We start from the raw sequence: 19,417 nt of genomic DNA, 5'->3' as shown, positions 1-19,417 counted from the left end.
CTTAATGCTAGCCGGCACAGCGGCAGCTGCATCGCTACACTTCGCGTTTAAGCAAGACATCCTTCTCATAAGCTTTGACTTGGGCGAGCCATTCCTCGCGGACAGGCACGTCATTTTTTTCGCAATAATAATCCCAGACCGCGCCGAACGGATACGTTTTAAATTCCTCCAGCAAGGCCAGACGGGTCGTGAAATCGCCTTCTTGTTCCGCGGCCTTCAAGGCATCGACAGGCTCAAGCATCGCCCGCAGAAGCGCTTTGATGGTATTTCTTGTGCCAATCACCCATGCCGCTACGCGATTGATGCTGGCATCAAAAAAGTCCAAGCCGATATGCGTGGTATCCAAAAGATCGTGGCGAACCAGCTCTCTGCCGATATCCAGCAGCTCATCGTCCATAATGACGACATGGTCGCTGTCCCAGCGCATCGGTCGGCTGACATGCAGCAGGATGCCGTCCGTGAAGAGCGCCAGGGAGGACAGCTTCCCGGCAATGCTTTCCGTAGGATGGAAATGTCCGGCATCCAGGCAGATCAGCTTGTTGTTTTGAATCCCGTATCCCATGTAAAACTCATGCGAACCGACCACGTAAGCCTCGGAACCCAACCCGAACAGCTTGCTTTCCACGGCATCCAGGTTATGAGCCGGATTAAGCTCCTCCGCGAAAATTTCGTCGAGCGCGTCCTTCAACCGCCGTCTGGGAGCAAGGCGATCCACCGGCAGATCCTTATAACCGTCCGGAATCCATATGTTCGTCACGCATGTTTGACCAAGCTGCTCGCCAAAATACGCTCCGATCTTACGCGATGCCTTGCAATGGTCGATCCAGAAACGGCGGATATCGGGATCGTGATGGCTTAGCGTAAAGCCGTCTTTGGACTTCTCATGGGAAAAACACGTTGGATTGAAATCCAGGCCTAGACCCTGCTGTTTGGCCCAATCGACCCAGGTCCGGAAATGCTTTGGCTCAAGCCGGTCCAGCTCCACCTCTTCATCCGTATCCGCATAGATGGCGTGAAGATTTACTTTGTGTCGTCCCGGGATGAAAGAGAACGCCTTTTCCAGATCTTGACGAAGCTGCTCCGCGGTCCGCGCCGCGCCCGGATACTGACCGGTCACGGATATGCCTCCGCTTAACTCCTGATCCTTGGACAAAAATCCCTTTACATCGTCGCCCTGCCAGCATGCATCGAAATTTTGACCTGTCCAAGCATCTCCAGCGCCTGATCCACGTCGATTCCGTGACGTTCATAAAGTTTTTTGGCCTCTTCGTAGGCATGAATGATATCCTGCCGCATGCCAGTCCTTCCTCCTTAGAAAGAGACGCTATAAAACCCGCGTTAGCCTGTTCCAAGCGTCTCTCCATTATGATTATCAATCGCGATTTGTCCCTTAAGGACAGGGGCCTATCTCGTAAAAGCAGCCGGCACCCCGCCATCGATCGTGAGCATGCATCCGGTTGTTTTTTCCGCTTTGGACGAGGCGAAGAAAGCAATGCCTTCGGCGATATCCCTTGGATAAATGTTGACGAGCAGGGTGGTCCGCTTGCGGTAGTATTCTTCGAGTTCATCCGGCTGAATGCCGTAAGCCGCCGCACGCTCATTCCGCCAACCGGAATTCCAGATGGCCGAGCCCTGCAAAATCGCGTCCGGCAGAACCGTGTTCACGCGGATGCCGTACTGCCCTCCTTCGGCAGCGATGCAGCGTGCCAAATGGGCTTCCAATGCCTTGACGGAGCTGTAAGCACTCGCGTTCTTCCCGGCATACACGGAGTTTTTGGAACCGACGAACACCATGCTTCCCCCGATGCTTTGCTCTTTCATCATCTTGAACGCTTCGCGGGCAACCAGGAAATACCCCGTTCCGAGCACGTTCATGTTGAGGTTCCATTCCTTGAGCGAGGTTTCCTCAAAAGGACTGGAGGTGGCCAGACCGGCGTTGTTTACGATAATATCCACGCCTCCATAGGTCAAAGCCGTTTCGGCATAGGCGCTGCGGACGGCATCCTCATCGGTGACATCCATCTTGACGGCGATGGCTCTGTTCTCTCCGAATTTCCCGTTGATTTCGGCGGCTACCTTTTGGGCTCCTTCAAGATTAAGGTCCGCGAGCACCACGTGAGCCCCCTCTTCGACGAAACGGCGCGCGGTTTCGCTGCCGATTCCGCCGGCTCCGCCCGTAATAAAGGCCACCTTGCGGGAAAACTCGGCTTCCGCCGGAGCCAGGGATAGCTTGTAAAGCTCAAGCGGCCAGTACTCCACATTGTAGGATTCGTTCTCGCTAAGGGATACAAAGCGACCAAGGGCCGTCGCTCCCCGCATGACCGCGATCGCCCGGTGGTACAGGGCTCCGCTGACTTTGGACATCGCCCAGCTTTTGCCGGAGTTGATCATCCCGATGCCGGGAATCAGAATCACGCGCGGCGCGGCTTCAAACATGACGTCGCCTTCGCTGCGGTTCCGTTCAAAATAGGCTTTATATTGCTCCTTGTAAGCGGCTATGCCCTCTTCGAGCTTGGCTTTAAGGCCTTCGACATCGTCCTTGTCGGGCGCCCAGTCGATAAAGAGCGGAACCATCTTCGTGTGCACGAGATGGTCAGGGCAAGCGGCGCCTACTTGGGACAGCTCATATGAGTTCTTGCCGCAGACAAAGGAAAGCACATCCTCCTCATCGTCGAACGACAAAATCATTTTCTTCGCATCGCTGACGGCCCCGCGAATGACCGGCATGACGTCGGCAGCCATGCGGCGCCGGTCCTCGGTTGGAAGCGGCTTAAACTTCTCTCCCCCGAACAAAAATTCATCCTTGACTCTCGCCTCGATGAAGGCTTCTGCTTCGCTGATGATTTTGATCGTCTGGGCGTAACACGCCTCGGAGGTGTCTCCCCAAGTAACAAGACCGTGCTTTTCCATCAGGACCAGCTCGGCGTGCGGGTTAGCGAGCACTCCCTCCGCAATCATCTTGGACAACGAGAAACCGGGTCTTACGTATGGAACCCATACAAAGCGGTCGCCGAAAATTTCTTTGGCCAATTCCTTGCCGTTATCCGCACAGCATAGGCTTATGATGGAATCGGGATGCGTATGATCCACGTGTTTAAACGGAAGGAATGCATGAAGAAGCGTTTCGATCGACGCTCTCGGATGCTTTGCGTCGATCATGCAATGCGCAAGGTATGCGACCATTTCCTCATCGGGCATGTGCTCACGTTCAAACAGCGGTCTGATATCGTCCATGCGCAGTCCGGTAAAATTGGCCGCCTTCATGCTTGCCAGATCCGAGCCGCTTCCTTTGACGTACATGACCTCCACGTCACGGCCCCGAAAATCCTTCACGGTCGTTTTGCTGGACGTATTTCCGCCGCCCCAGTTGCACACCCGGCGGTCTGCGCCGATGATGTTGGACCGGTACACCAATTCGTCTAACGTGTGTTTCGCCTGACCTGCTTTCGATTTGTCCCATAAACTTTGAACCATGAAGTGCTCTCCCCTCCGGATATCCCATTCATTCGACCAATTTGAACAAGCTATAATCGTTTGTTTCAGTCGTTTTGGTTTGAACCCATAATAACATGCCCGTTTATTTTTGAATAGTTGTTTTTCAAAAATAAACGGGCATTTAGTTGGGTTAAATAGACCGGTTGATTAATCCAAACGGAAAGCGGCTTTGAGCTCCTCGATTCTTTCCGGGGCGATATGCCGGACCGGACCGAGCACAAACGTATCGATAAACGCTTTGGCGCTGTATTCCGCAACCTCGAGCCGATCGAAGGCATTTAACAGGGAGGAGCCGGTAACCACCACGCAATCATTGGCGGCAATCGCTAGCGGCGTGTCCTTTTTGAAGCGTCCGGCCGCCTCATCGGCCTGCTGCACGACCATGCCGAACGGGAGCTTCGGCATATCGCGAAGCAGAATATAGCTTTCCGGAATCGTCCGCGAATCAAACGGCGTATCCGTGACGGCAAACGCCATGATATGGGGCGGGTGGGCGATAATGATCGACTTTACATGCGGCTGGGTCTTGTAAATCAGCTCGTGGAACCGGACCGAACGGCTCGGGAGCTTGCCCGCTTCCTGTTTTCCGTCCTTGATGCGTACCAAATCGCCGGGCTGCAAGTATTTGCGGTCATCGCCATAAGGCGTAATCACGAACGAACCGTCGGACAGCCTTTGGGAAAACGTACCCTGCGTACTGGTAAACAGGCTCTGATCATACGCTCTTGAAATAAGGCGGCACATTTCGCCTCGCACTTCCCGCTCCTCCGTGGAATAACGAACCGGCGTAAATTCCTCGAGCTGCGGTTGCGGCTTGTTTCGGTTTACTTCAAGCAGCGACACCGGTTTCCCGATCCGATGGGCGTTGATTTCAAGCCTGGCGCAGTATTCAAGCGTCTCAAACGCCCGGAAGGCCTCGAACAAATGGCCGCCTCCGACAACCACCCCATGATTCTCCAGCATGACGCAGTTGATTCCGCGGGCAAAAACCTTCGCGATATTCTCGCCCAGCGACTCGCTGCCAGGCAGAGCATACTCCGCCATTCCCACTTCGCCGACAATAAGCTCTTCGTTCGGGAGCAGCTTGGTGTTCGGGATGCGCCGGACGATGCTGAAGGATACTAGCGCAGGGGGGTGCGCATGAACCACTGCCTTCAGATCGGGCCGCGAACGGTAAATGAGGCGATGGAACGGGTATTCGCTGGACGGCTTATGGTGCCCGATTACCGTTCCGTCTTCTTTTACGCATACCATATCGCTTCGCGTTAAAGCTCCTTTGTCCACACCGGCCGGCGTAATCCAGATATCTCCGTTTTCATCGAGAATGGACAGATTGCCTCCCGACGTGGTTGTCATGCCATAGCCGTAAATCCGTTCCATCATCATTAATAATTGATCCGCAGGATGCAGCAGTTCCGTTTGCATGATGAGCGCCTCCATTAATCCGTGGTTTTCCAAACATTTATTTTTGTTTTCCTTTGTTTATCTGTTTTTAAGTTTACTTTATAAAAAATGCTTAAGCAATGATTTATTGCACTGTAAAATCAAACAAGGTCAAATGACGGAACGGTATGTTTCGTGAATTTAATCACATCATTTCGGCTGGAGACTCCCTATTTTCAAAAATAAACGATCCAAATAAGGCTTTTCATTCCGATATCAAGAAGAATAAAGTTTGACGAAAGGAAGAAGACCTTCGGAATTCCCCGAAGGCCTTGGCTTGTACATATAATGTTAATTGGCCTGATCCACTTTAGCGATCCCTTCAACCAAAGCATCCCGAAAAGCAATTTCCTCATCGTTGACATATCCCTTAAAAACGACTTCAGAAATGTCTTTATGATTGAAAAAAATGTTGGAATCCTTGGTCAGATTGCCGTGCGGATAGAAACACGCCACATAGTCCCAGCGCTTCAGCGTTTTGGAATCGTTCTGCATCCTGCCGTAAATCATCAGCGTCTGGTCCCAATCTTTAAATTTCACAACCGAGCCGATCGGCAAAAGCTCTTCCTGAATCTCTACCATCCATTATCAACCCTTCATTATTTTCTTTCCGACAAAATATACGGCTGTAACTACAAGAGGTATACAAACGAGGAATGCTATACAAATGACAGCCTTTTCCGCAGCCGGAATGCTTGCATCCAGGAGATTGGGGATGACCGTTCCCAGGACGCCGATTACGGCAATGGCGATCATGATCTGTTTAAACCGGATGCGTTTATCTCGCATATCCCGCATGCCCCTCTCTAAAAAAATTATTCGACCGTTATGTTTCCGCCGACGCCGACCAGGCTTGCACCGGGACCGAGAGGAATATGGAACTTCAATCCTTTTTTGCCGACCTCCGCTGACGCTCCAACGACTCCGAGGGATGCCGATCCGCCAATATTCAACTCTTTGTCCGTAAATGGAAGAGGAATTTTGACTCCCCCTTCATATTTGTTTAAGGTCGCTTCGGCACCCACGCTCAAGGTTCCATCCTTAACGGAAGCTTCTACTTCAGCCTTCGCCAAACTTACGGACCCTTTAACATGATCATTTTCATAGCCCGCTTCGACAACGGCGCCCTCGGCAGAAACACCTTCAACGATGTTGGCCTTGGCACTTCCGGTTATGGCTTTTCCGCACCAGCCGCCCTCTTTTTCTTCGATCACGCTGCCCTCGGCTTTGACGCCGTCAATCATTTTATCCATCAAGCCTTTTCCATTGCCCGCAGAGCCAGCTCCAGCTCCGCCTGAACCCGCAATTCCTGCAACGGCTCCGGCAGTCATCAATCCGGCGCCACCGACGCCTGCCATCACGCCGACGCCGCCCGCAGCGCCGGCCATTGGAACGCCGCCGATTCCCGTGCCTGAGCTAGATCCGTCTGTGGAACGGAATTTCACGGCAATTTGCTTAAGCTCAGTCGAGACGTTATGTAAGCATTCTACGAATTTATTCATGGTGATACGAGCCTGTTGGTATTCTCCGTAAAACCTTTCGCGGGTGATGCCTTCCCACTGTCCCTCCATTTGCATGATGCTTCCTTGAAGCCGCTGTACAATGTCGCCGCCCTGCTGACCGGACTGCGAAAATTGTGCCGAGATCTGTTCAAGCTGCTCCGGAGTTACCAAAATACGATTGGACATAGACCAAACGCTCCTTCTCTGACGATTTCCAAAGGGATGAGTCCTGTTTTCCGGGACCGCAATCCCCAAAACCTATTACCCTCTTTCCCAAAAACCATAACCACATTTTTCTATTTTAAATTTGAATGGACTCTAAAACAATGAAACTTTTGGTCCATTTCCATCCGCACTAAGGGCTATCCATTATGATTCTTCGACTAGTCCGTTTTAACCTGTGTTCAAAAAGTCGGGGGCACGCCCCCTACGAAATGGACGTGAGAAACGCAAAAGACAGCTCCCGAAAGAGCTGTCTTAAGTTATTATATAAAAAAGAATGGCAGCAAAAACAACAGCGCGATTGTTTCAAAGGCCAAAATGCGTCTAAATGGATATCCGAATCCATAGTAGCCGGGATAAAAAGCCGAAGTTTCCGCTTTCTTCTTGGCAGCTCCCTTTTTCTTGGATTTGACCGGATTGTGAGACAGCACGGCAGCTTGGGGGCCGACCGGCTCGAACATAATTCCTCTATCGTTGACGTCTTTCAAAACTCCGACGACCTCCGTTCCATCATGCAAAACCGCGCAAACATGACGGCCGATATATGGACGGCAGGAACCCGCATTAACAGGATTAATGATTTGCACCCTTTGATCCTCCTCACCCGTTGAATTGATTCATTGTATTCTTCCGGCTAAATGGAGGTCATATATAAACGTCTAATCCGCATGGATTTAATATGTTTCCATTATTGACCTTAACGGGCTCTCTCGTAGGCTTTAACCATTAAATCGTGATCTATGGCTCCCTGATAGCGGCCGGTTATGACGCCTGATGCATTCAGAACATAGGTCGTAGGGTAGGCTACGATCCGATAGCGATCCGTGACCTCTCCTTGATGATCATATACGGTCGGGAAACTGGCGCCGACTTCATCCAAAAAGGCAGCTGCATCCCCCGGATTTTTCTCCAGATGCGACATATTGACGGCCAGAACGACTACATCCTTTTGCCGGTATTCCTCGTAAAAATCCTGCATATAGGGCATTTCTACCTGGCAAGGAGGACACCAAGATGCCCAAAAATTCAGCAGAACCGTAGACCCCCGGTAATCCGATAGCCTGACAGAAGTTCCGTCTGCCGTCATCAGCGTAAAGTCAGGGGCACGTTGGCCAACTTTAAGCCCTTCGGGAATCGCGCTATCCGCCGCCTGATCCGTCCGGAAAGCGTCATCCCCCTCCGCTGCCTGCTTTGACATATAATCATACACTCCCCAGGTTATCAACCCTGCAAGGAGAATAAACGCTACAGCATTTTTCCTCACCATCATCCCCCTCTCTTGATCTTATAGATGCCCTTTGAAGCTATCGTTTTTCTTCATCCATGCCGTCTCCACGAGCAGCAGGATGATTGCAATGACGCTAAACGCTATTTGAGCGGATGTGAAGCCTGCAAATACCGCATAGCGGTCTTCCTTAAAGAAAGGGATCATCACGGAAGCTATACTGAACCACAAAGCCTGCGATAGCAGCGAACGGAAGGAATCGTTATATGTCAGCCACAGCCGGGCCGTAAAAAAGCCGTATAGCACAACATTCAACGCCTCAATCCAATCAAACGAACCGCTCCATAACAAGATCAATGCATGCTTGGTAAATCCACCTGCAACATAAGCCAGGGCCGCTGCCCGAACCAGCGGCCCGGTCCATTCCTTCTTCCTGTTTAACCGGAAGCCGATATATGCAAGAGCTAAAGCCGTTCCCAGAAGCACGCCTTTGCCCCCGCCCGTAAAATAAAGAAGCGACATCGGATACCGGAACGTGCGGACAGGATCGAAGACGATCATGCTGAACTTCCATGCAAGAAAACCGATAAGAAGTACATTTACATACATATCCAAAACCCAGGCAGATTCTTCGCGGCGGCGGAGTCTCCACTTCAACATGAAAAAACCCGCCGCGGCGGAAATTAAAAATATAAGAATATCCGCACGGATCATCAACGAACCAAGAGCAATCGTGTTCAATAGCGATCCTCCTTTTCTTCCTCACCGCCCGAATTACCCTTAGGGGTATAACCGAATGATAATTTTTTTTCTCCTTCGTGTCAACTTGAATTAACTTTGTTTATCCGAAATGACAAGGAAGAACGTTGCCAACGGACCAAGCAGCAAAACTAGTAAAAACCAGTTCAGACCGCTTCTGTTTTTCCCTTGTGCCAAACCTGCTTTTATCAACGCCAGCGTCCCCCAACCAACATAAAATTCATTGGACATCATTCATTCTTCCTGAGCGTATGTACTTCAACACCTATTACGGTCCCCCTATAGGAATGTTTCATGTAAATATATGAAAAGGCCGCGAAAGTCCGCGGTCTTTGATAGGATGCAAGCAGCTATGAAGCATCTGCCAGCCAATCTCAAGTGCTTGACAGCTATGTGTTCGCTCCGATCCCGTGCTTTTGGGCGTAGTTCCCCCAATGCGGCCTTCTTCCGTCAACGTCGCTAAAGCCGTATTCGTCGGACAATCCCCAGCTGCTCGGAGAGCTTCCCGTCTTCGCATGGACCTCCGGGTCGCCCGCCAGCGCCGCTATTGCCCGACCGACAAAGTAAGGCGTTTCGGACTCGCTGTAATTCGGATCCTTCGCGATGGCATCCCGCCAATGATCCTCCGTTACGCCAAAATGCTCAAGCATCTGCTCGGAACGTAAAAAACCGGGGGTTACGGCAACGGCTGTAACCTGATGCGGCCGCAGTTCTTCGGCCATGGCGGCTGCAAGGTGAACCGGCGAGATTTTGGCCAGGCTGTAAAAAAGATGGCCCCGATAGCCGTAACCCACCCCGTCCGTAACCTCTACCACCAGGCCTTTGCGGTGTTTTACCATGAGCGGAACGCCGTAATAACTTGTGATCAAATGGGCACGGACCGAACGTTCCTGAAGTAATAATCCGTCCGCTAGCGAATGCTCCCAGAAAGGAACCCCCCATTGCACATACTGTTCCCCGCCCCAAATATCATTCACCAATATATCCAGCCGACCGTCCTGCTCTTCGCTTACGCGCTTGAAGAGGGCTTCGACCTCGGTCTCCCTCAGATGGTCGACCCGTACCGGGATCCCGACACCCCCGCCCTGTGTTACCATTTCCGCCGTTTCTTCAATGGTTTCCGGTCTTTGCAAATCCGAAGGGTTTCCCCTTACGCTGCGCCTGGTACAGTATACGGTCGCTCCCGCGGCACCCCAGCATGACGGCAATCCCCCGGCCAGCCCCTCTTGTCGCTCCGGCTACAACCGCTACTTTTCCTGATAAAGGCTTCATATCTATCGACTCCTTCTCATCCCCAATTTTACTTTCTGCAGTGCGACTCCATCGTAGCAAAAGATATATGACATCTTTTGTCTTATTTCCAAAATATGAAGATATAACGCCTATCTTCTTTTCATTGCACCGATAGACGTTTTTCATATGGTAGAATGGAAAAAGAATATGTTTGCCGGAGGGTACCCATGCCACATTCATCCCGTGCCTCATCGCAAGTTAAAATCATCGCCCCCAAGCTGCCAAGGCAGCTGGACAGCGTCTCAGCCCAAGATAACCCGTTGATGGACGACGTCCTGTTAAGCAATTCAGGATGAAAACATCGCTGACGTAATTGCCAGCAAAGCGGCGATTGAACAGGTTCTGTTCGATCATGTTACGTTCGAGAACGTTTCGCTGCCGCATGTGGAATTGACCGATGTCGTGTTTAGCCATTGTGATTTATCCAATGCGGATTTTGCCGAAGCCATCATTCACCGCGTCCAGTTCGATAACTGTAAAATTTTGGGTATAGTTCTAACAGCCGCAACGATTCGCAACACTGTATTTACCGGTTGTTCGGGCGATTACGCCACGTTCCGGTTCGCCAGCATGAAGCAGACCGCTTTCCGATCCTCATCCCTGATCAAATCCGATTTTTACCATACGGAGCTGTCCAAAGTGGAATTTGACGAGGCCGTTATCGATCAGGCCCAATTTTCCGGCACGAGTCTGGCCGGCATCGATCTGAGCACAGCCGAATTTCACAACTTGGGCGTCACCCTGGAAGATTTGCAGGGCTGCATCATATCTCCGGCTCAATCCATCGTGTTCACCAAAATTTTCGGTTTGGTCGTGAAAGAGTAAATCCCGCTTGACCATTCGCAAGAGACCCGATTTCAAGACGAAAATTCCGCGCAAAAAAAACTGCCAAGCGCGAAAAGCGCGCTGGCAGTCCTATATGAATAATCCGCTTTTAAACTATGACTGGTGTAAGCTGCAACCCAAAAAAAGACGGGTCTGTTAATAACGATAATCTCATTTTTTCCAAATATTCTTGTTGTTTTGGCGTTAGCTGGTCTTGCGGCGAGAATATCCGGTGGTAGGCGTAAGAATACAAATGACGGAAATTCAGGAAGAAGTCGAGCACTACCAAAGGTCGATCTGTGATGACCTCGTATACATTATTATGGTAGCCGCCAAGGCACACGGCATCCTCCGCTTTGAATTCGAGCAGCATGCCCGCTTCCGCTATTGCCGTTTGCACATTCATCCGAACTAGTTCCCTTCCGTTCCAAGAATGAATTGCCAGGACATTGTTTTTAAATATGCTTTCGTTTCAAATAATGCAGCATTTTTTCCAGCTCAAGATGAACCTGCCGCAGGTCGCCGGTCGTAAGAGTCCCCAAAACATTATCCACTTGATAACAAGCAAACGCTCTTCGAAGGCCGACCAAGTCGTTAAGAATGTCCAACTCTTGCGGGGTAAACCGTCGATTTTTCGAGTACCCTTCGAAAAAAGCATTAAAATACTTGTCTCCCGTCTCCTCGGAATCGTCGTCCATCCGATCCGCGGCGTAGGATAAAAAAGCGCCTTCGCCCGCAAAATGTCCCACGAAGGCATCGGTACCGGCAAGGTGAAAATCAATGATGCTGCATAGACGGCCCTCATCGTTAACGAGCAAATTATTTAACGAAAAATCCCCCTGAACCGCTCCTCGTGGAAGTTGGAGCCAACGTTCCTTCAGTTTGGTCCGCTTTCGAGCATACAACGCGAAAAGTTCTTCATACAACGTCTGATCGGCAGAGCTCTCCTGCAGAGCCGTTTTCAGGCTTTGGGCGTCTTGGTCCAATTCATCCTCCATGCCGAACATGCCCCACGGACTTTCGGAGGAAAACGGGATTTCTTCGTCTTCACAGACGCGATGCATTTGGCCAAGCCACTCTCCCGCTTGACCGATCAGGTTGATGTCGAGCAGCTCCGGCTCGCCTCCAGGCATCCAATGCTCCACCACGGCAAAAGCCTTTTGACCATTCCGGGTCAGTGTCATATAGGGTAAGGAGTCCTCGCCCTGCAACCGTCTGGGAACGTTTAACCCGGCTTCCGCATAAAGCTCGCACAACCTCGCCTGACCGATAAGATCTCTTACTTGGGTAGAGGCATCGGAAAAAATTCTAACCGCATAAGAGCGTCCGTCAGCCGCCGTCGTTTTGTATATGTACCTTACATCATCCTGTTCGTCTTCGTGTTGTACCAAATCCGCCTTCGTAAAGACAGGGAGCCGGAAGCGTTCCCGGATTAGTTCCAGCTCCGTTTCCATGGTTATTATGGTTATCGCCCCTTCCTTCCGCATTACTCGATAATTTGATTGGTTAAAAACATACGGTCCATTAAATTGTTGTATAACAATGGGGCTGCTGTCAAATCATCACGAAGGAAGCTGACGCCATGACTATATGTATTACGATGCTGCTTATGGGCCTGATCCTCGCAATTCATGCCGATTGCTTTGTTCGGAGGGCTCGATTTTTTTCAGGCCGGATACATTGCTTGGGATCTCCAGGACACGAAAAAACCATCCTTGACGGATGGCCTGTACTTGAGGTTTGAAATTTAGGAAGGTATATCCAGCGCCGTCTTGGCGGTTCGCAAGTCCACATGAAGCTGCTCATCGATATTGTATGGGCGATAGTGTCCTTTGTCCATCATATAACGGAATATCCGCTCATGGCTGGCTATGGCCTCTTCCAGATGATCGTTCAGCACGGCCCTGATTTCCGGGTTAGACGCCTCGGTTATGGCCACCGCAAGATTCTGGACGGCCGATTTCGAAGAGAGCAGGAAATCCGTCGCAATGGCCTGATCCGTCAAATGATGCAAACCGAGCAAATGCTCGAGAATCGTATTCAATGGATTCCCCCGCTTTCGATTTTCTTTTCAATTAAAGTGCTCAGTTGTTGAAGCTGCCGTGTCCCCAAGTCCACTTCCTGTCGAAGAATGCTCTTCAGATCCTCGTCCGAAACCAGCAGTTGCATGGCTTTGGCCTTGATGAGGCTGTTGCTTTTCAAGGTTGTCATCTCCAAAAGCTCGAGGGTTTCATGCTCCCCGTAGGAATATGTCATTCACCAATCTCCTCCTTTACTATGGTTTCAGAACCACTTTAATGCAGTCGTCCAGCTTATCGTCAAATATCTCATATCCGCGCTTGGCCTGATCGAGCGGCAGCACGTGGGTGACCACGTCTCCCGGATCGACTTTGCCCTGTGCAACGAGATCGTAAAGATGCGGCATGTAATGAATAACAGGTGCCTGACCCGTCCTCAAATTAACATTGCGCTGAAAAATATCGCCGAGCGGAAAAGCATTGTAGCGCATACCGTAAGCGCCCGTTACCTGTATGGTTCCTCCTTTACGGACGGCCTGCGCCGCCATCACAAGGGCTCCCAGCGCGCCGCCATGCAGCTTCAAACCGGATGCGACAAATTCAAGCGGCGTCATTTTACCGTCCATTCCAACCGCGTCGATGACGACATCCGCCCCGCCCTGCGTGATTTCTTTCAAATAAAGCCCGGCGTTGTCAAACTTCTCAAAATTAACGGTTTCCACCTTGTTCGTACGCTTGGCATGCTCCAGCCGGTAATCGATATAATCCACGGCTATCACCCGCTTTGCCCCTTTATGCCATGCGAATTTCTGAGCTAGCAAACCGACGGGGCCGCATCCCAGGATAATGACAGTATCTCCCTTTTTAACCCCAGCGTTATCCACGCTCCAATAAGCCGTGGACATGGCATCCGCTATGAGAACGAGTTTCTCGTCTTCGATCTCGCAGCTTTCGGGAACGCGAAACGACGTAAAATTCGCGTATGGCACTCTCATGTACTGCGCCTGTCCGCCCGGATACCCGCCCGTGGTATCGGAGTAACCGAAATAAGCACCCATATCGCCGTTCGGATTCGAGTTATCGCACTGGCTCTCCAGTTGGTTTTTGCAAAAAAAACACTCTCCGCAGCTGATATTGAAAGGAATGATCACCCGGTCGCCCTTCTTCAGCTTCGTCACCCCGGGTCCTGCTTCTTCAACGATCCCGATAGGCTCGTGACCGATCACGTAATCCTGCGGAAAATTCGGGATCATTCCGTGAATCAAATGCAGATCCGAGCCGCAAATGGCCGTGGCGGTCAGCTTGATGATCATATCATCGTCTTTAATCAGCTTCGGATCCGGAACCTCCTTGACCTGAACGTTTTTAATGCCTTGGTACGTAACGGCTTTCATGATGAAGGCTCCTCCAATGTTTAATAATCTGGTGTCGCAAACGTGCCGAGCCTGGACGTATCCTTCGGAAACAGCTTCATCTGCGCTATTTGCATTGTCGTTTTGGCCGACAGCATATCCAGTTCGTATTGCTTACGGGTTTCGTTCGGGTGAAGCCAACCTTTTTGGATCATCATCCGGCTTAACTCCTCATGCATCGCCAGGGAATGGCGCAGCTGGTTGCGGAAAACGGTGCGGACCTCGGGGGTGGCCGCTTCCGTTAATGCGATGGCGCAGTTCCGTACCCCGGTTTTGACGGAGAGCAAAAAATCCATGGCCAAGAAGGCATTTGCCTGATCCGGCATGCCTTCGGCGTTGATCGGGTCCAAATAATCATCGTTCATGTATTTTCAACCTCCATTAATGAATGGGAGCTCTCTGGTACAGATGTTGGAGCTCCTGAATATCCTGAATGGTCTGTTCAACATCCTTTTGCATCAGAGCCCGAAGGTCCTGATCGAACACGAGGCCCTGGGCCATTTTCGATTTGGCGAGGCAGACGGTTTTGAAATTAAGCATTTCGTGGATTTCCATCGATTCATGCAGTGCCAAGCGAACTTGCTCCAAATGTAGTCACCCCCGGCATTTGTCAATTTCGGGTATTTTCCCCCACAAGAGATGGACTTATGCTATAGGCCCAAGAGCCTGAAAAAAAATCCCACCAGACTATTTTATAGTTAGCTGCTTGACAAAGTTAAGTTTAGTCGCTATCATACTAACATAAAGTTAGTGATAAGATTAAAAAGTTAGTCTTAAGCTATCAAAATTAATAATAGGAGTCGATTGATCTTGAAAAATTATGCTTCATTTAGCAGCCTCATTTTGCGGGTTGTGCTCGGTATTATATTTTTGGCGCATGGCCTTGACAAATTTCAGAGCGGCATCGGCAATGTTTCCGGCTTTTTTTGAAAGCTTAGGCATCCCGGGTTATATGGCTGCCGTCGTAGCGGTAATCGAAACCGTCGGCGGGATCCTGCTCATCCTTGGTGCCGGAACGCGGATTGTTTCGTTGGTGCTCGCGTTTGTCTTGCTGGTCGCCATTTTCACGGCTAAAATCAGCGCCGGCCTTCTGAACGGATACGAGCTTGATCTGGCTCTCATCGCGATTGCGGTATCCCTGGTTTTGACGGGAAGCGGCGTTTGGTCCATAGATTCCCTGTTTGGAAAAAACAGAAAACAATAAGGCCATCAGCACACGCACTTGAATCTTTAGTGTGAATACCGGTGTAATACGGGGAAAACTACCGCAATCGCGGAACTTCATTCCCCTTGTTAAAAAAAGCTGTACCGTCCGCTTTCTGGCGCGACCGGTTACAGCTTTTATCTTTTATTCTTCAACCCCGGCAGGAGTATCCTCATTGTTGCTTTCCATACTCTCCTCGAAAGTTTCGGTACGGGGGACATTCGTCAACTCTTCGGCTTGACGAACCCAATGGCTGATATTTCGGTAGAGTGCTTTATAGGATCGTTCCAAGAGTTGTTGCGGTATATGTTCGGCGCTTACATGCTCCGCATCCGGGGCATCGGGGTCAAAGCCTGTTTCCGCCTGGCCGAAATTATCCGCGACAAATTCTTCGCCAGAACCTTCATTGAGACCTGCGTCTTGCTCAAGCTGCATCGCGATACACCTCTTCTCCTGTTGCTGGTTGATGATGCATTCCTTTTTTCAATGCATTTATTCCTTGGCCTTATGCGTATTCGCGTTTATGGCTGCCCTGTTAATATTGTTGACCATGACTTCTTTTATTCCAGCCGCAATTCACATATCCAGATGAGCTTCTTTGCGCCTCTACCATAACTGACCATGAAAAAAAAGCCCGCGCCGTAAATTTACGGCACGGGCTCTGATTTCATTCCGCGTATTAGCCGGAATCAGTGCAATGCCCGATTCAGAAATGCGCGAGTACGCTCAACCTGAGGGTGATTCAAAATCTGTTCGGGAGTTCCCGATTCCGTGACTTCCCCGTTGTCCATAAAAATGATCCTGTCCGCCACATCGCGCGCAAACCCCATTTCATGCGTCACGATGACCATGGTCATATGCTCTTCCGCAAGCTGTTTAATAACCTGCAAAACTTCCCCTGTCAACTCGGGGTCCAGCGCCGAGGTCGGCTCATCAAAGAGCATGATGTCCGGATTCATCATCAGGGCCCTTGCAATCGCCACACGCTGCTTTTGACCGCCGGATAAATTGCCGGGAAAGGCATCCGCTTTGCTGGCCAAGCCTACTTTCTGCAATAGAGCCGAACTCTTCTGCCGGACGGTTTCCCCGGACTCTCCTTTAACGAGCCTCGGCGCCAGCTCCAGGTTGTCCTGGACGGTCAAATGAGGAAACAGGTTGAAATGTTGAAACACCATCCCCATTCGGGACGTGACCTGTTTGATTTGTTTCGCCGCAGGATAAACCCCGTTTTCAACCAGAAATCGATCCTGAACCCGTATGCTCCCTCCGTTTACTTCCTCCAGATGAACCAAACTCCGCAGCATGGTGCTTTTACCGGAACCGGATGGACCGATAATCGCAACCACCTCGTTTTTATTTACTTCAAAAGATACATCTTTCAGCACATCCAGATTGCCAAATGATTTTTTCACATTGGAGATTTCAATGATAGCCATATCACGACATTCCTTCTATTCGAATTTGAACTTGCGTTCCAGATATTTAAACAACAGCGTCAGCACCAGCGTCATCAGCAGGAAAATCACTCCCGCCACAAAGAAGGGGAGCAGCTTGAAGTCCCGGTTAACCGCGGTCTGCGCAAAATGAAGAATCTCCGGAACAGCCACCGCATACAGAAGCGCCGTATCCTTCACCAACGTAATCGATTCATTGGATACCGCTGGAAGGGCCACCCGAAACATCTGCGGCAAAATGATCCGCGACGTCATCTGCCAGCGGCTCAGTCCCAGCACCTGAGAAGCTTCGTACTGCCCCTTATCGATCGCCAGAAGGCCTCCGCGGAATATTTCCGCAAAGTAAGCCGCATAGTTTAACACAAACGCGAGACTGGCCGCCACGAAGCGGTCCATGACGAGATAGTCCCCGATCACCGGCAAAATCGGAAGTCCATACACGAAAAACAAGAGCTGCAGCAGCAGCGGCGTTCCCCGCATGACGTAAATATAAGCGTTCGCCAGCCAGACAAGCGGTTTGACCGAGCTTCTAACCAACAGGGTTAGTCCGAATCCGAGCGGAATAGAGGCCATAATGGCAATGATAAACAACAGAATGGTCGCCCGGGCCCCTTCCAGCATCGGTATGGTTATGTCTATTAGGTAGTTGATGTCCATAAATATCTATGCTCCCGTAAAAAAACGTTAATGGATGTACGAAACAAAACCGGAGCCTTGGGTAAAGTCCGGTTTTTAATAGTGAAAGGATATAGAAAACACGCTATTTCAATACTTTATCCTCGCCAAACCATTTTTCGGAAATCTTGCCTGCCGTTCCATCCGCATTTAAAGCATCCAGTGCTTCCTGCAGCTTGTTCAGCAGCTCTTCGTTCCCTTTCTTGACCCCGATGCCGTATTCCTCTGGCGCAAGCGACTCGTCTAGAAGCTTGTAGGTTCCTTCTTCTTTGGCCATGTAGTATTTGATAACGACTTCGTCAATAATGACGGCATCGACACGCCCGTTTTTCAAATCGCTAAGCGCCAGAACGTTATCGGCAAACTCGGATACACTCTTGATCTGGGACTTTATTTCACTCCCGTTTAAAGCGTCTGCCGCAGAGGACAATGCTTGCAGGCCCACGTTTTTGCCCGCCAAGTCACTGATGCCGTGAATATCGGAATCCGCCAAAACCGCGACGACCTGGCTGTTTTTCAAATACGGTTTCGTAAACAGGACCTTTTCCTTTCGTTCATCCGTAATGGTGTAGCCGTTCCAGATCAGGTCGATCCGGCCGCTGCTCAGCTCCGACTCTTTCGTTTTCCAGTCAATGGGCTGAAATTTAACCTTATAACCCATCTTTTCCACGGCGGCACGGGCATAATCAATATCAAAGCCGACAATTTCATTCTTTTCATCGCGAAAACCCATCGGCGCAAATTTGTCGTCTATGCCAACGATAATTTCATTGTCGCCGCTCCCGCTTTTGGAGCAGCCCACCAGGGAAATAATCAACAACAGAATTCCCATGAACATTAATGATTTCTTTCTCATCCCAAAAGCCCCCTATAAACTTGGCGGGAATTATCCATCTCCCGACTTTATCTTTCTCGCTTTAATACAATACCATATTAGCAGAGAAGAGTCGATAGTTTCCCTGAAGAGATTTATACGACGGCACCCGGTATTTTATTCCACTTTAAGCAAACGTTAAGGATGTTTTCAGCTATAGCGGAAACACTGAGGAAGGAAACACCAAAACAACCCGGAAAGGCGGTATGTACAAGTGAAACGGAATGGTCAATGGGGAAAGCTTCTGATAAGCCTGACCCTTACCATAATGCTCGTACTCGATGTTCAACAGGGAATAACGCACGCGACGGAAACGGAGAAACCTTCGGCTGGAGAATGTTCCGAACCCTCCTCTCTGCTGTTGCCTGCTTACAATTTGCAAGCTTCCCAAGCAGCGCCCGGTCTGTTCAAAGAGCTGGCCGATTATTTGGGTCTTGAGCCGAAGGCCCTCCGTGAACGGCTGACTAACGAATCTCTTGCCGAAATCGCCAGAAAACAAGGGATCGACAGACCGGCGCTTAAAGCCAAGATGGTCGAGCTGATGAAATCGCGGACGGCTTCCAAACCGGCACCGCTGGGCGTAGAGATGGATTATTCGGCTGCCGCGGAAAAGCTGATGGACAAAAAAAGGCGGCTGGCACAATGCCATGCGCAAACATACCCGAGTGGCCGATATCGAAGGTCTGGCCAAAGTGCTGAATATGTCTCCGGAGGAAATTATGAAAGGATTGCACGCCGGAAAGACGCTGGCGGAGCTTGCGGAACAAAGAGGAGTCAACGTGCAAGAGGTCATCGATCAGCAGGTTAAAGCCGTCACGGAACATCTGGATCGGCATTTGGCGGAAGGCAGAATAACGAAGGAGCGGTACGAAGAGAAGAAATCGAAAATAAAACCGTTTATCACGGATTTTGTTCACGGAAAGCACCAGAAACCAAAAATGCATTCCAGGCACCGAAGCATCTCCAACGTACCGGACGCGGGCGAATAAAATGCCTGTAAGAAAAACGTCTATCGA

General features: G+C 50.4%; 23 protein-coding genes and 3 pseudogenes. 5 read left to right on the top strand and 21 right to left on the bottom strand.

What is annotated here, in order from left to right; translation table 11 throughout:
- Positions 1 to 34: 34 nt before the first annotated feature.
- The 11 genes and pseudogenes from rhaA to XI25_RS14110 all read right to left on the bottom strand — a co-directional run bounded on the left by rhaA (position 35) and on the right by XI25_RS14110 (position 9,918).
- A pseudogene (gene rhaA / locus XI25_RS14155) lies at positions 35 to 1,296 on the bottom strand (L-rhamnose isomerase).
- Positions 1,297 to 1,404: 108 nt separating this feature from the next.
- Positions 1,405 to 3,474 (bottom strand): bifunctional rhamnulose-1-phosphate aldolase/short-chain dehydrogenase, encoded by a 2,070-nt coding sequence (locus tag XI25_RS14150; RefSeq protein ID WP_046679151.1) that lies wholly within the window; start codon positions 3,472 to 3,474, stop codon positions 1,405 to 1,407.
- A 168-nt stretch (positions 3,475 to 3,642) separates the two neighbouring features.
- Positions 3,643 to 4,920 carry a class II aldolase/adducin family protein gene (locus XI25_RS14145; protein WP_046679150.1) on the bottom strand — a complete coding sequence of 426 codons (1,278 nt, stop codon included), beginning with the start codon at positions 4,918 to 4,920 and terminating at the stop codon, positions 3,643 to 3,645.
- 309 nt (positions 4,921 to 5,229) lie between these two features.
- Positions 5,230 to 5,520 (bottom strand): DUF4176 domain-containing protein, encoded by a 291-nt coding sequence (locus tag XI25_RS14140; RefSeq protein ID WP_046679149.1) that lies wholly within the window; start codon positions 5,518 to 5,520, stop codon positions 5,230 to 5,232.
- Positions 5,521 to 5,526: 6 nt separating this feature from the next.
- Positions 5,527 to 5,727: a hypothetical protein gene (locus tag XI25_RS14135; RefSeq protein WP_046679148.1), complete on the bottom strand. Its 201-nt coding sequence runs from the start codon at positions 5,725 to 5,727 to the stop codon at positions 5,527 to 5,529.
- 26 nt (positions 5,728 to 5,753) lie between these two features.
- On the bottom strand, positions 5,754 to 6,626 hold the full coding sequence (locus XI25_RS14130) for a WXG100 family type VII secretion target (RefSeq protein WP_046679147.1): 873 nt from the start codon (positions 6,624 to 6,626) through the stop codon (positions 5,754 to 5,756).
- A 299-nt stretch (positions 6,627 to 6,925) separates the two neighbouring features.
- Positions 6,926 to 7,249: a hypothetical protein gene (locus XI25_RS14125; protein ID WP_046679146.1), complete on the bottom strand. Its 324-nt coding sequence runs from the start codon at positions 7,247 to 7,249 to the stop codon at positions 6,926 to 6,928.
- A 110-nt stretch (positions 7,250 to 7,359) separates the two neighbouring features.
- The gene (locus XI25_RS14120) at positions 7,360 to 7,860 is read right to left on the bottom strand and encodes a TlpA disulfide reductase family protein (RefSeq protein ID WP_160308918.1); all 501 of its coding nucleotides are present in this window, start codon (positions 7,858 to 7,860) and stop codon (positions 7,360 to 7,362) included.
- Positions 7,861 to 7,947: 87 nt separating this feature from the next.
- On the bottom strand, positions 7,948 to 8,628 hold the full coding sequence (locus XI25_RS14115) for a hypothetical protein (protein ID WP_046679144.1): 681 nt from the start codon (positions 8,626 to 8,628) through the stop codon (positions 7,948 to 7,950).
- A 90-nt stretch (positions 8,629 to 8,718) separates the two neighbouring features.
- Positions 8,719 to 8,880, bottom strand: a complete 162-nt coding sequence (locus XI25_RS33365) for a hypothetical protein (protein WP_160308917.1) — start codon at positions 8,878 to 8,880, stop codon at positions 8,719 to 8,721.
- Positions 8,881 to 9,035: 155 nt separating this feature from the next.
- Positions 9,036 to 9,918, bottom strand: a pseudogene (locus XI25_RS14110) (SDR family oxidoreductase).
- A gap of 188 nt (positions 9,919 to 10,106) precedes the next feature.
- Here XI25_RS14110 and XI25_RS35805 point away from each other — a divergent pair.
- The 3 genes from XI25_RS35805 to XI25_RS33360 all read left to right on the top strand — a co-directional run bounded on the left by XI25_RS35805 (position 10,107) and on the right by XI25_RS33360 (position 11,179).
- Entirely contained in the window at positions 10,107 to 10,235 is a 129-nt protein-coding gene (locus XI25_RS35805; RefSeq protein ID WP_268794512.1) for a hypothetical protein, read from the top strand.
- Positions 10,236 to 10,323: 88 nt separating this feature from the next.
- A complete protein-coding gene (locus XI25_RS14105) occupies positions 10,324 to 10,764 on the top strand; it encodes a pentapeptide repeat-containing protein (protein WP_442950391.1) in 441 nt (146 codons plus the stop codon).
- A gap of 253 nt (positions 10,765 to 11,017) precedes the next feature.
- Positions 11,018 to 11,179 carry a hypothetical protein gene (locus XI25_RS33360; RefSeq protein ID WP_160308916.1) on the top strand — a complete coding sequence of 54 codons (162 nt, stop codon included), beginning with the start codon at positions 11,018 to 11,020 and terminating at the stop codon, positions 11,177 to 11,179.
- 40 nt (positions 11,180 to 11,219) lie between these two features.
- On the opposite strand, the gene XI25_RS14095 is transcribed toward XI25_RS33360, so the two are convergent.
- The 6 genes from XI25_RS14095 to XI25_RS14070 form a co-directional block, all read right to left on the bottom strand.
- Entirely contained in the window at positions 11,220 to 12,218 is a 999-nt protein-coding gene (locus XI25_RS14095; protein ID WP_046679142.1) for a phosphotransferase enzyme family protein, read from the bottom strand.
- Between the two features lie 293 nt (positions 12,219 to 12,511).
- Positions 12,512 to 12,808: a spore coat protein gene (locus XI25_RS14090; RefSeq protein WP_046679141.1), complete on the bottom strand. Its 297-nt coding sequence runs from the start codon at positions 12,806 to 12,808 to the stop codon at positions 12,512 to 12,514.
- Positions 12,805 to 13,020 carry a hypothetical protein gene (locus tag XI25_RS14085; protein WP_046679140.1) on the bottom strand — a complete coding sequence of 72 codons (216 nt, stop codon included), beginning with the start codon at positions 13,018 to 13,020 and terminating at the stop codon, positions 12,805 to 12,807. Before XI25_RS14085 ends, XI25_RS14090 begins: the two co-directional genes overlap by 4 nt.
- A gap of 19 nt (positions 13,021 to 13,039) precedes the next feature.
- A complete protein-coding gene (locus XI25_RS14080; protein ID WP_046679139.1) occupies positions 13,040 to 14,176 on the bottom strand; it encodes a zinc-dependent alcohol dehydrogenase in 1,137 nt (378 codons plus the stop codon).
- 20 nt (positions 14,177 to 14,196) lie between these two features.
- Entirely contained in the window at positions 14,197 to 14,559 is a 363-nt protein-coding gene (locus tag XI25_RS14075) for a spore coat protein (RefSeq protein ID WP_046679138.1), read from the bottom strand.
- A 16-nt stretch (positions 14,560 to 14,575) separates the two neighbouring features.
- Positions 14,576 to 14,749, bottom strand: coding sequence for a spore coat protein (locus XI25_RS14070; RefSeq protein WP_442950393.1), 174 nt, complete (start codon positions 14,747 to 14,749; stop codon positions 14,576 to 14,578).
- Positions 14,750 to 15,004: 255 nt separating this feature from the next.
- On the opposite strand from XI25_RS14070, the pseudogene XI25_RS14065 reads away from it, so the two are divergent.
- Positions 15,005 to 15,398, top strand: a pseudogene (locus XI25_RS14065) (DoxX family protein).
- A 144-nt stretch (positions 15,399 to 15,542) separates the two neighbouring features.
- On the opposite strand, the gene XI25_RS14060 reads toward XI25_RS14065, so the two are convergent.
- From XI25_RS14060 to XI25_RS14045, 4 genes are all read right to left on the bottom strand, one after another.
- Positions 15,543 to 15,833: a hypothetical protein gene (locus XI25_RS14060; RefSeq protein WP_046679136.1), complete on the bottom strand. Its 291-nt coding sequence runs from the start codon at positions 15,831 to 15,833 to the stop codon at positions 15,543 to 15,545.
- Positions 15,834 to 16,087: 254 nt separating this feature from the next.
- Positions 16,088 to 16,834 carry an amino acid ABC transporter ATP-binding protein gene (locus XI25_RS14055; RefSeq protein ID WP_046679135.1) on the bottom strand — a complete coding sequence of 249 codons (747 nt, stop codon included), beginning with the start codon at positions 16,832 to 16,834 and terminating at the stop codon, positions 16,088 to 16,090.
- A gap of 15 nt (positions 16,835 to 16,849) precedes the next feature.
- Entirely contained in the window at positions 16,850 to 17,509 is a 660-nt protein-coding gene (locus XI25_RS14050; protein ID WP_046679134.1) for an amino acid ABC transporter permease, read from the bottom strand.
- Between the two features lie 103 nt (positions 17,510 to 17,612).
- Positions 17,613 to 18,383, bottom strand: a complete 771-nt coding sequence (locus XI25_RS14045) for an amino acid ABC transporter substrate-binding protein (protein ID WP_046679133.1) — start codon at positions 18,381 to 18,383, stop codon at positions 17,613 to 17,615.
- Positions 18,384 to 19,048: 665 nt separating this feature from the next.
- Here XI25_RS14045 and XI25_RS31335 point away from each other — a divergent pair.
- Positions 19,049 to 19,390: a hypothetical protein gene (locus XI25_RS31335; RefSeq protein WP_052759606.1), complete on the top strand. Its 342-nt coding sequence runs from the start codon at positions 19,049 to 19,051 to the stop codon at positions 19,388 to 19,390.
- Positions 19,391 to 19,417: the final 27 nt, after the last annotated feature.

The sequence above is a fragment of the Paenibacillus sp. DMB20 genome (assembly GCF_000987955.1).
Classification (GTDB): Bacteria; Bacillota; Bacilli; order Paenibacillales; family Paenibacillaceae; genus Paenibacillus_AQ.
Note: the sequence above shows the minus strand (reverse complement) of the source record. Positions and strands in the feature narration are given on the sequence as shown.

What these genes read in the sequence shown, in the direction of transcription:
- XI25_RS14075 (WP_046679138.1), bottom strand. Translation starts at nt 14,559, where the DNA reads ATGAACGATGATTATTTGGACCCGATCAACGCCGAAGGCATGCCGGAT.
- XI25_RS14140 (WP_046679149.1), bottom strand. Translation starts at nt 5,520, where the DNA reads ATGGTAGAGATTCAGGAAGAGCTTTTGCCGATCGGCTCGGTTGTGAAA.
- XI25_RS14150 (WP_046679151.1), bottom strand. Translation starts at nt 3,474, where the DNA reads ATGGTTCAAAGTTTATGGGACAAATCGAAAGCAGGTCAGGCGAAACAC.
- XI25_RS14080 (WP_046679139.1), bottom strand. Translation starts at nt 14,176, where the DNA reads ATGAAAGCCGTTACGTACCAAGGCATTAAAAACGTTCAGGTCAAGGAG.
- XI25_RS35805 (WP_268794512.1), top strand. Translation starts at nt 10,107, where the DNA reads ATGCCACATTCATCCCGTGCCTCATCGCAAGTTAAAATCATCGCCCCC.
- XI25_RS31335 (WP_052759606.1), top strand. Translation starts at nt 19,049, where the DNA reads ATGCGCAAACATACCCGAGTGGCCGATATCGAAGGTCTGGCCAAAGTG.
- XI25_RS14055 (WP_046679135.1), bottom strand. Translation starts at nt 16,834, where the DNA reads ATGGCTATCATTGAAATCTCCAATGTGAAAAAATCATTTGGCAATCTG.
- XI25_RS14060 (WP_046679136.1), bottom strand. Translation starts at nt 15,833, where the DNA reads ATGCAGCTTGAGCAAGACGCAGGTCTCAATGAAGGTTCTGGCGAAGAA.
- XI25_RS14120 (WP_160308918.1), bottom strand. Translation starts at nt 7,860, where the DNA reads ATGTCAAAGCAGGCAGCGGAGGGGGATGACGCTTTCCGGACGGATCAG.
- XI25_RS14135 (WP_046679148.1), bottom strand. Translation starts at nt 5,727, where the DNA reads ATGCGAGATAAACGCATCCGGTTTAAACAGATCATGATCGCCATTGCC.
- XI25_RS14050 (WP_046679134.1), bottom strand. Translation starts at nt 17,509, where the DNA reads ATGGACATCAACTACCTAATAGACATAACCATACCGATGCTGGAAGGG.
- XI25_RS33365 (WP_160308917.1), bottom strand. Translation starts at nt 8,880, where the DNA reads ATGATGTCCAATGAATTTTATGTTGGTTGGGGGACGCTGGCGTTGATA.
- XI25_RS14070 (WP_442950393.1), bottom strand. Translation starts at nt 14,749, where the DNA reads ATGGAAATCCACGAAATGCTTAATTTCAAAACCGTCTGCCTCGCCAAA.
- XI25_RS14145 (WP_046679150.1), bottom strand. Translation starts at nt 4,920, where the DNA reads ATGCAAACGGAACTGCTGCATCCTGCGGATCAATTATTAATGATGATG.
- XI25_RS14095 (WP_046679142.1), bottom strand. Translation starts at nt 12,218, where the DNA reads ATGGAAACGGAGCTGGAACTAATCCGGGAACGCTTCCGGCTCCCTGTC.
- XI25_RS33360 (WP_160308916.1), top strand. Translation starts at nt 11,018, where the DNA reads ATGACGGAAATTCAGGAAGAAGTCGAGCACTACCAAAGGTCGATCTGT.
- XI25_RS14085 (WP_046679140.1), bottom strand. Translation starts at nt 13,020, where the DNA reads ATGACATATTCCTACGGGGAGCATGAAACCCTCGAGCTTTTGGAGATG.
- XI25_RS14045 (WP_046679133.1), bottom strand. Translation starts at nt 18,383, where the DNA reads ATGAGAAAGAAATCATTAATGTTCATGGGAATTCTGTTGTTGATTATT.
- XI25_RS14130 (WP_046679147.1), bottom strand. Translation starts at nt 6,626, where the DNA reads ATGTCCAATCGTATTTTGGTAACTCCGGAGCAGCTTGAACAGATCTCG.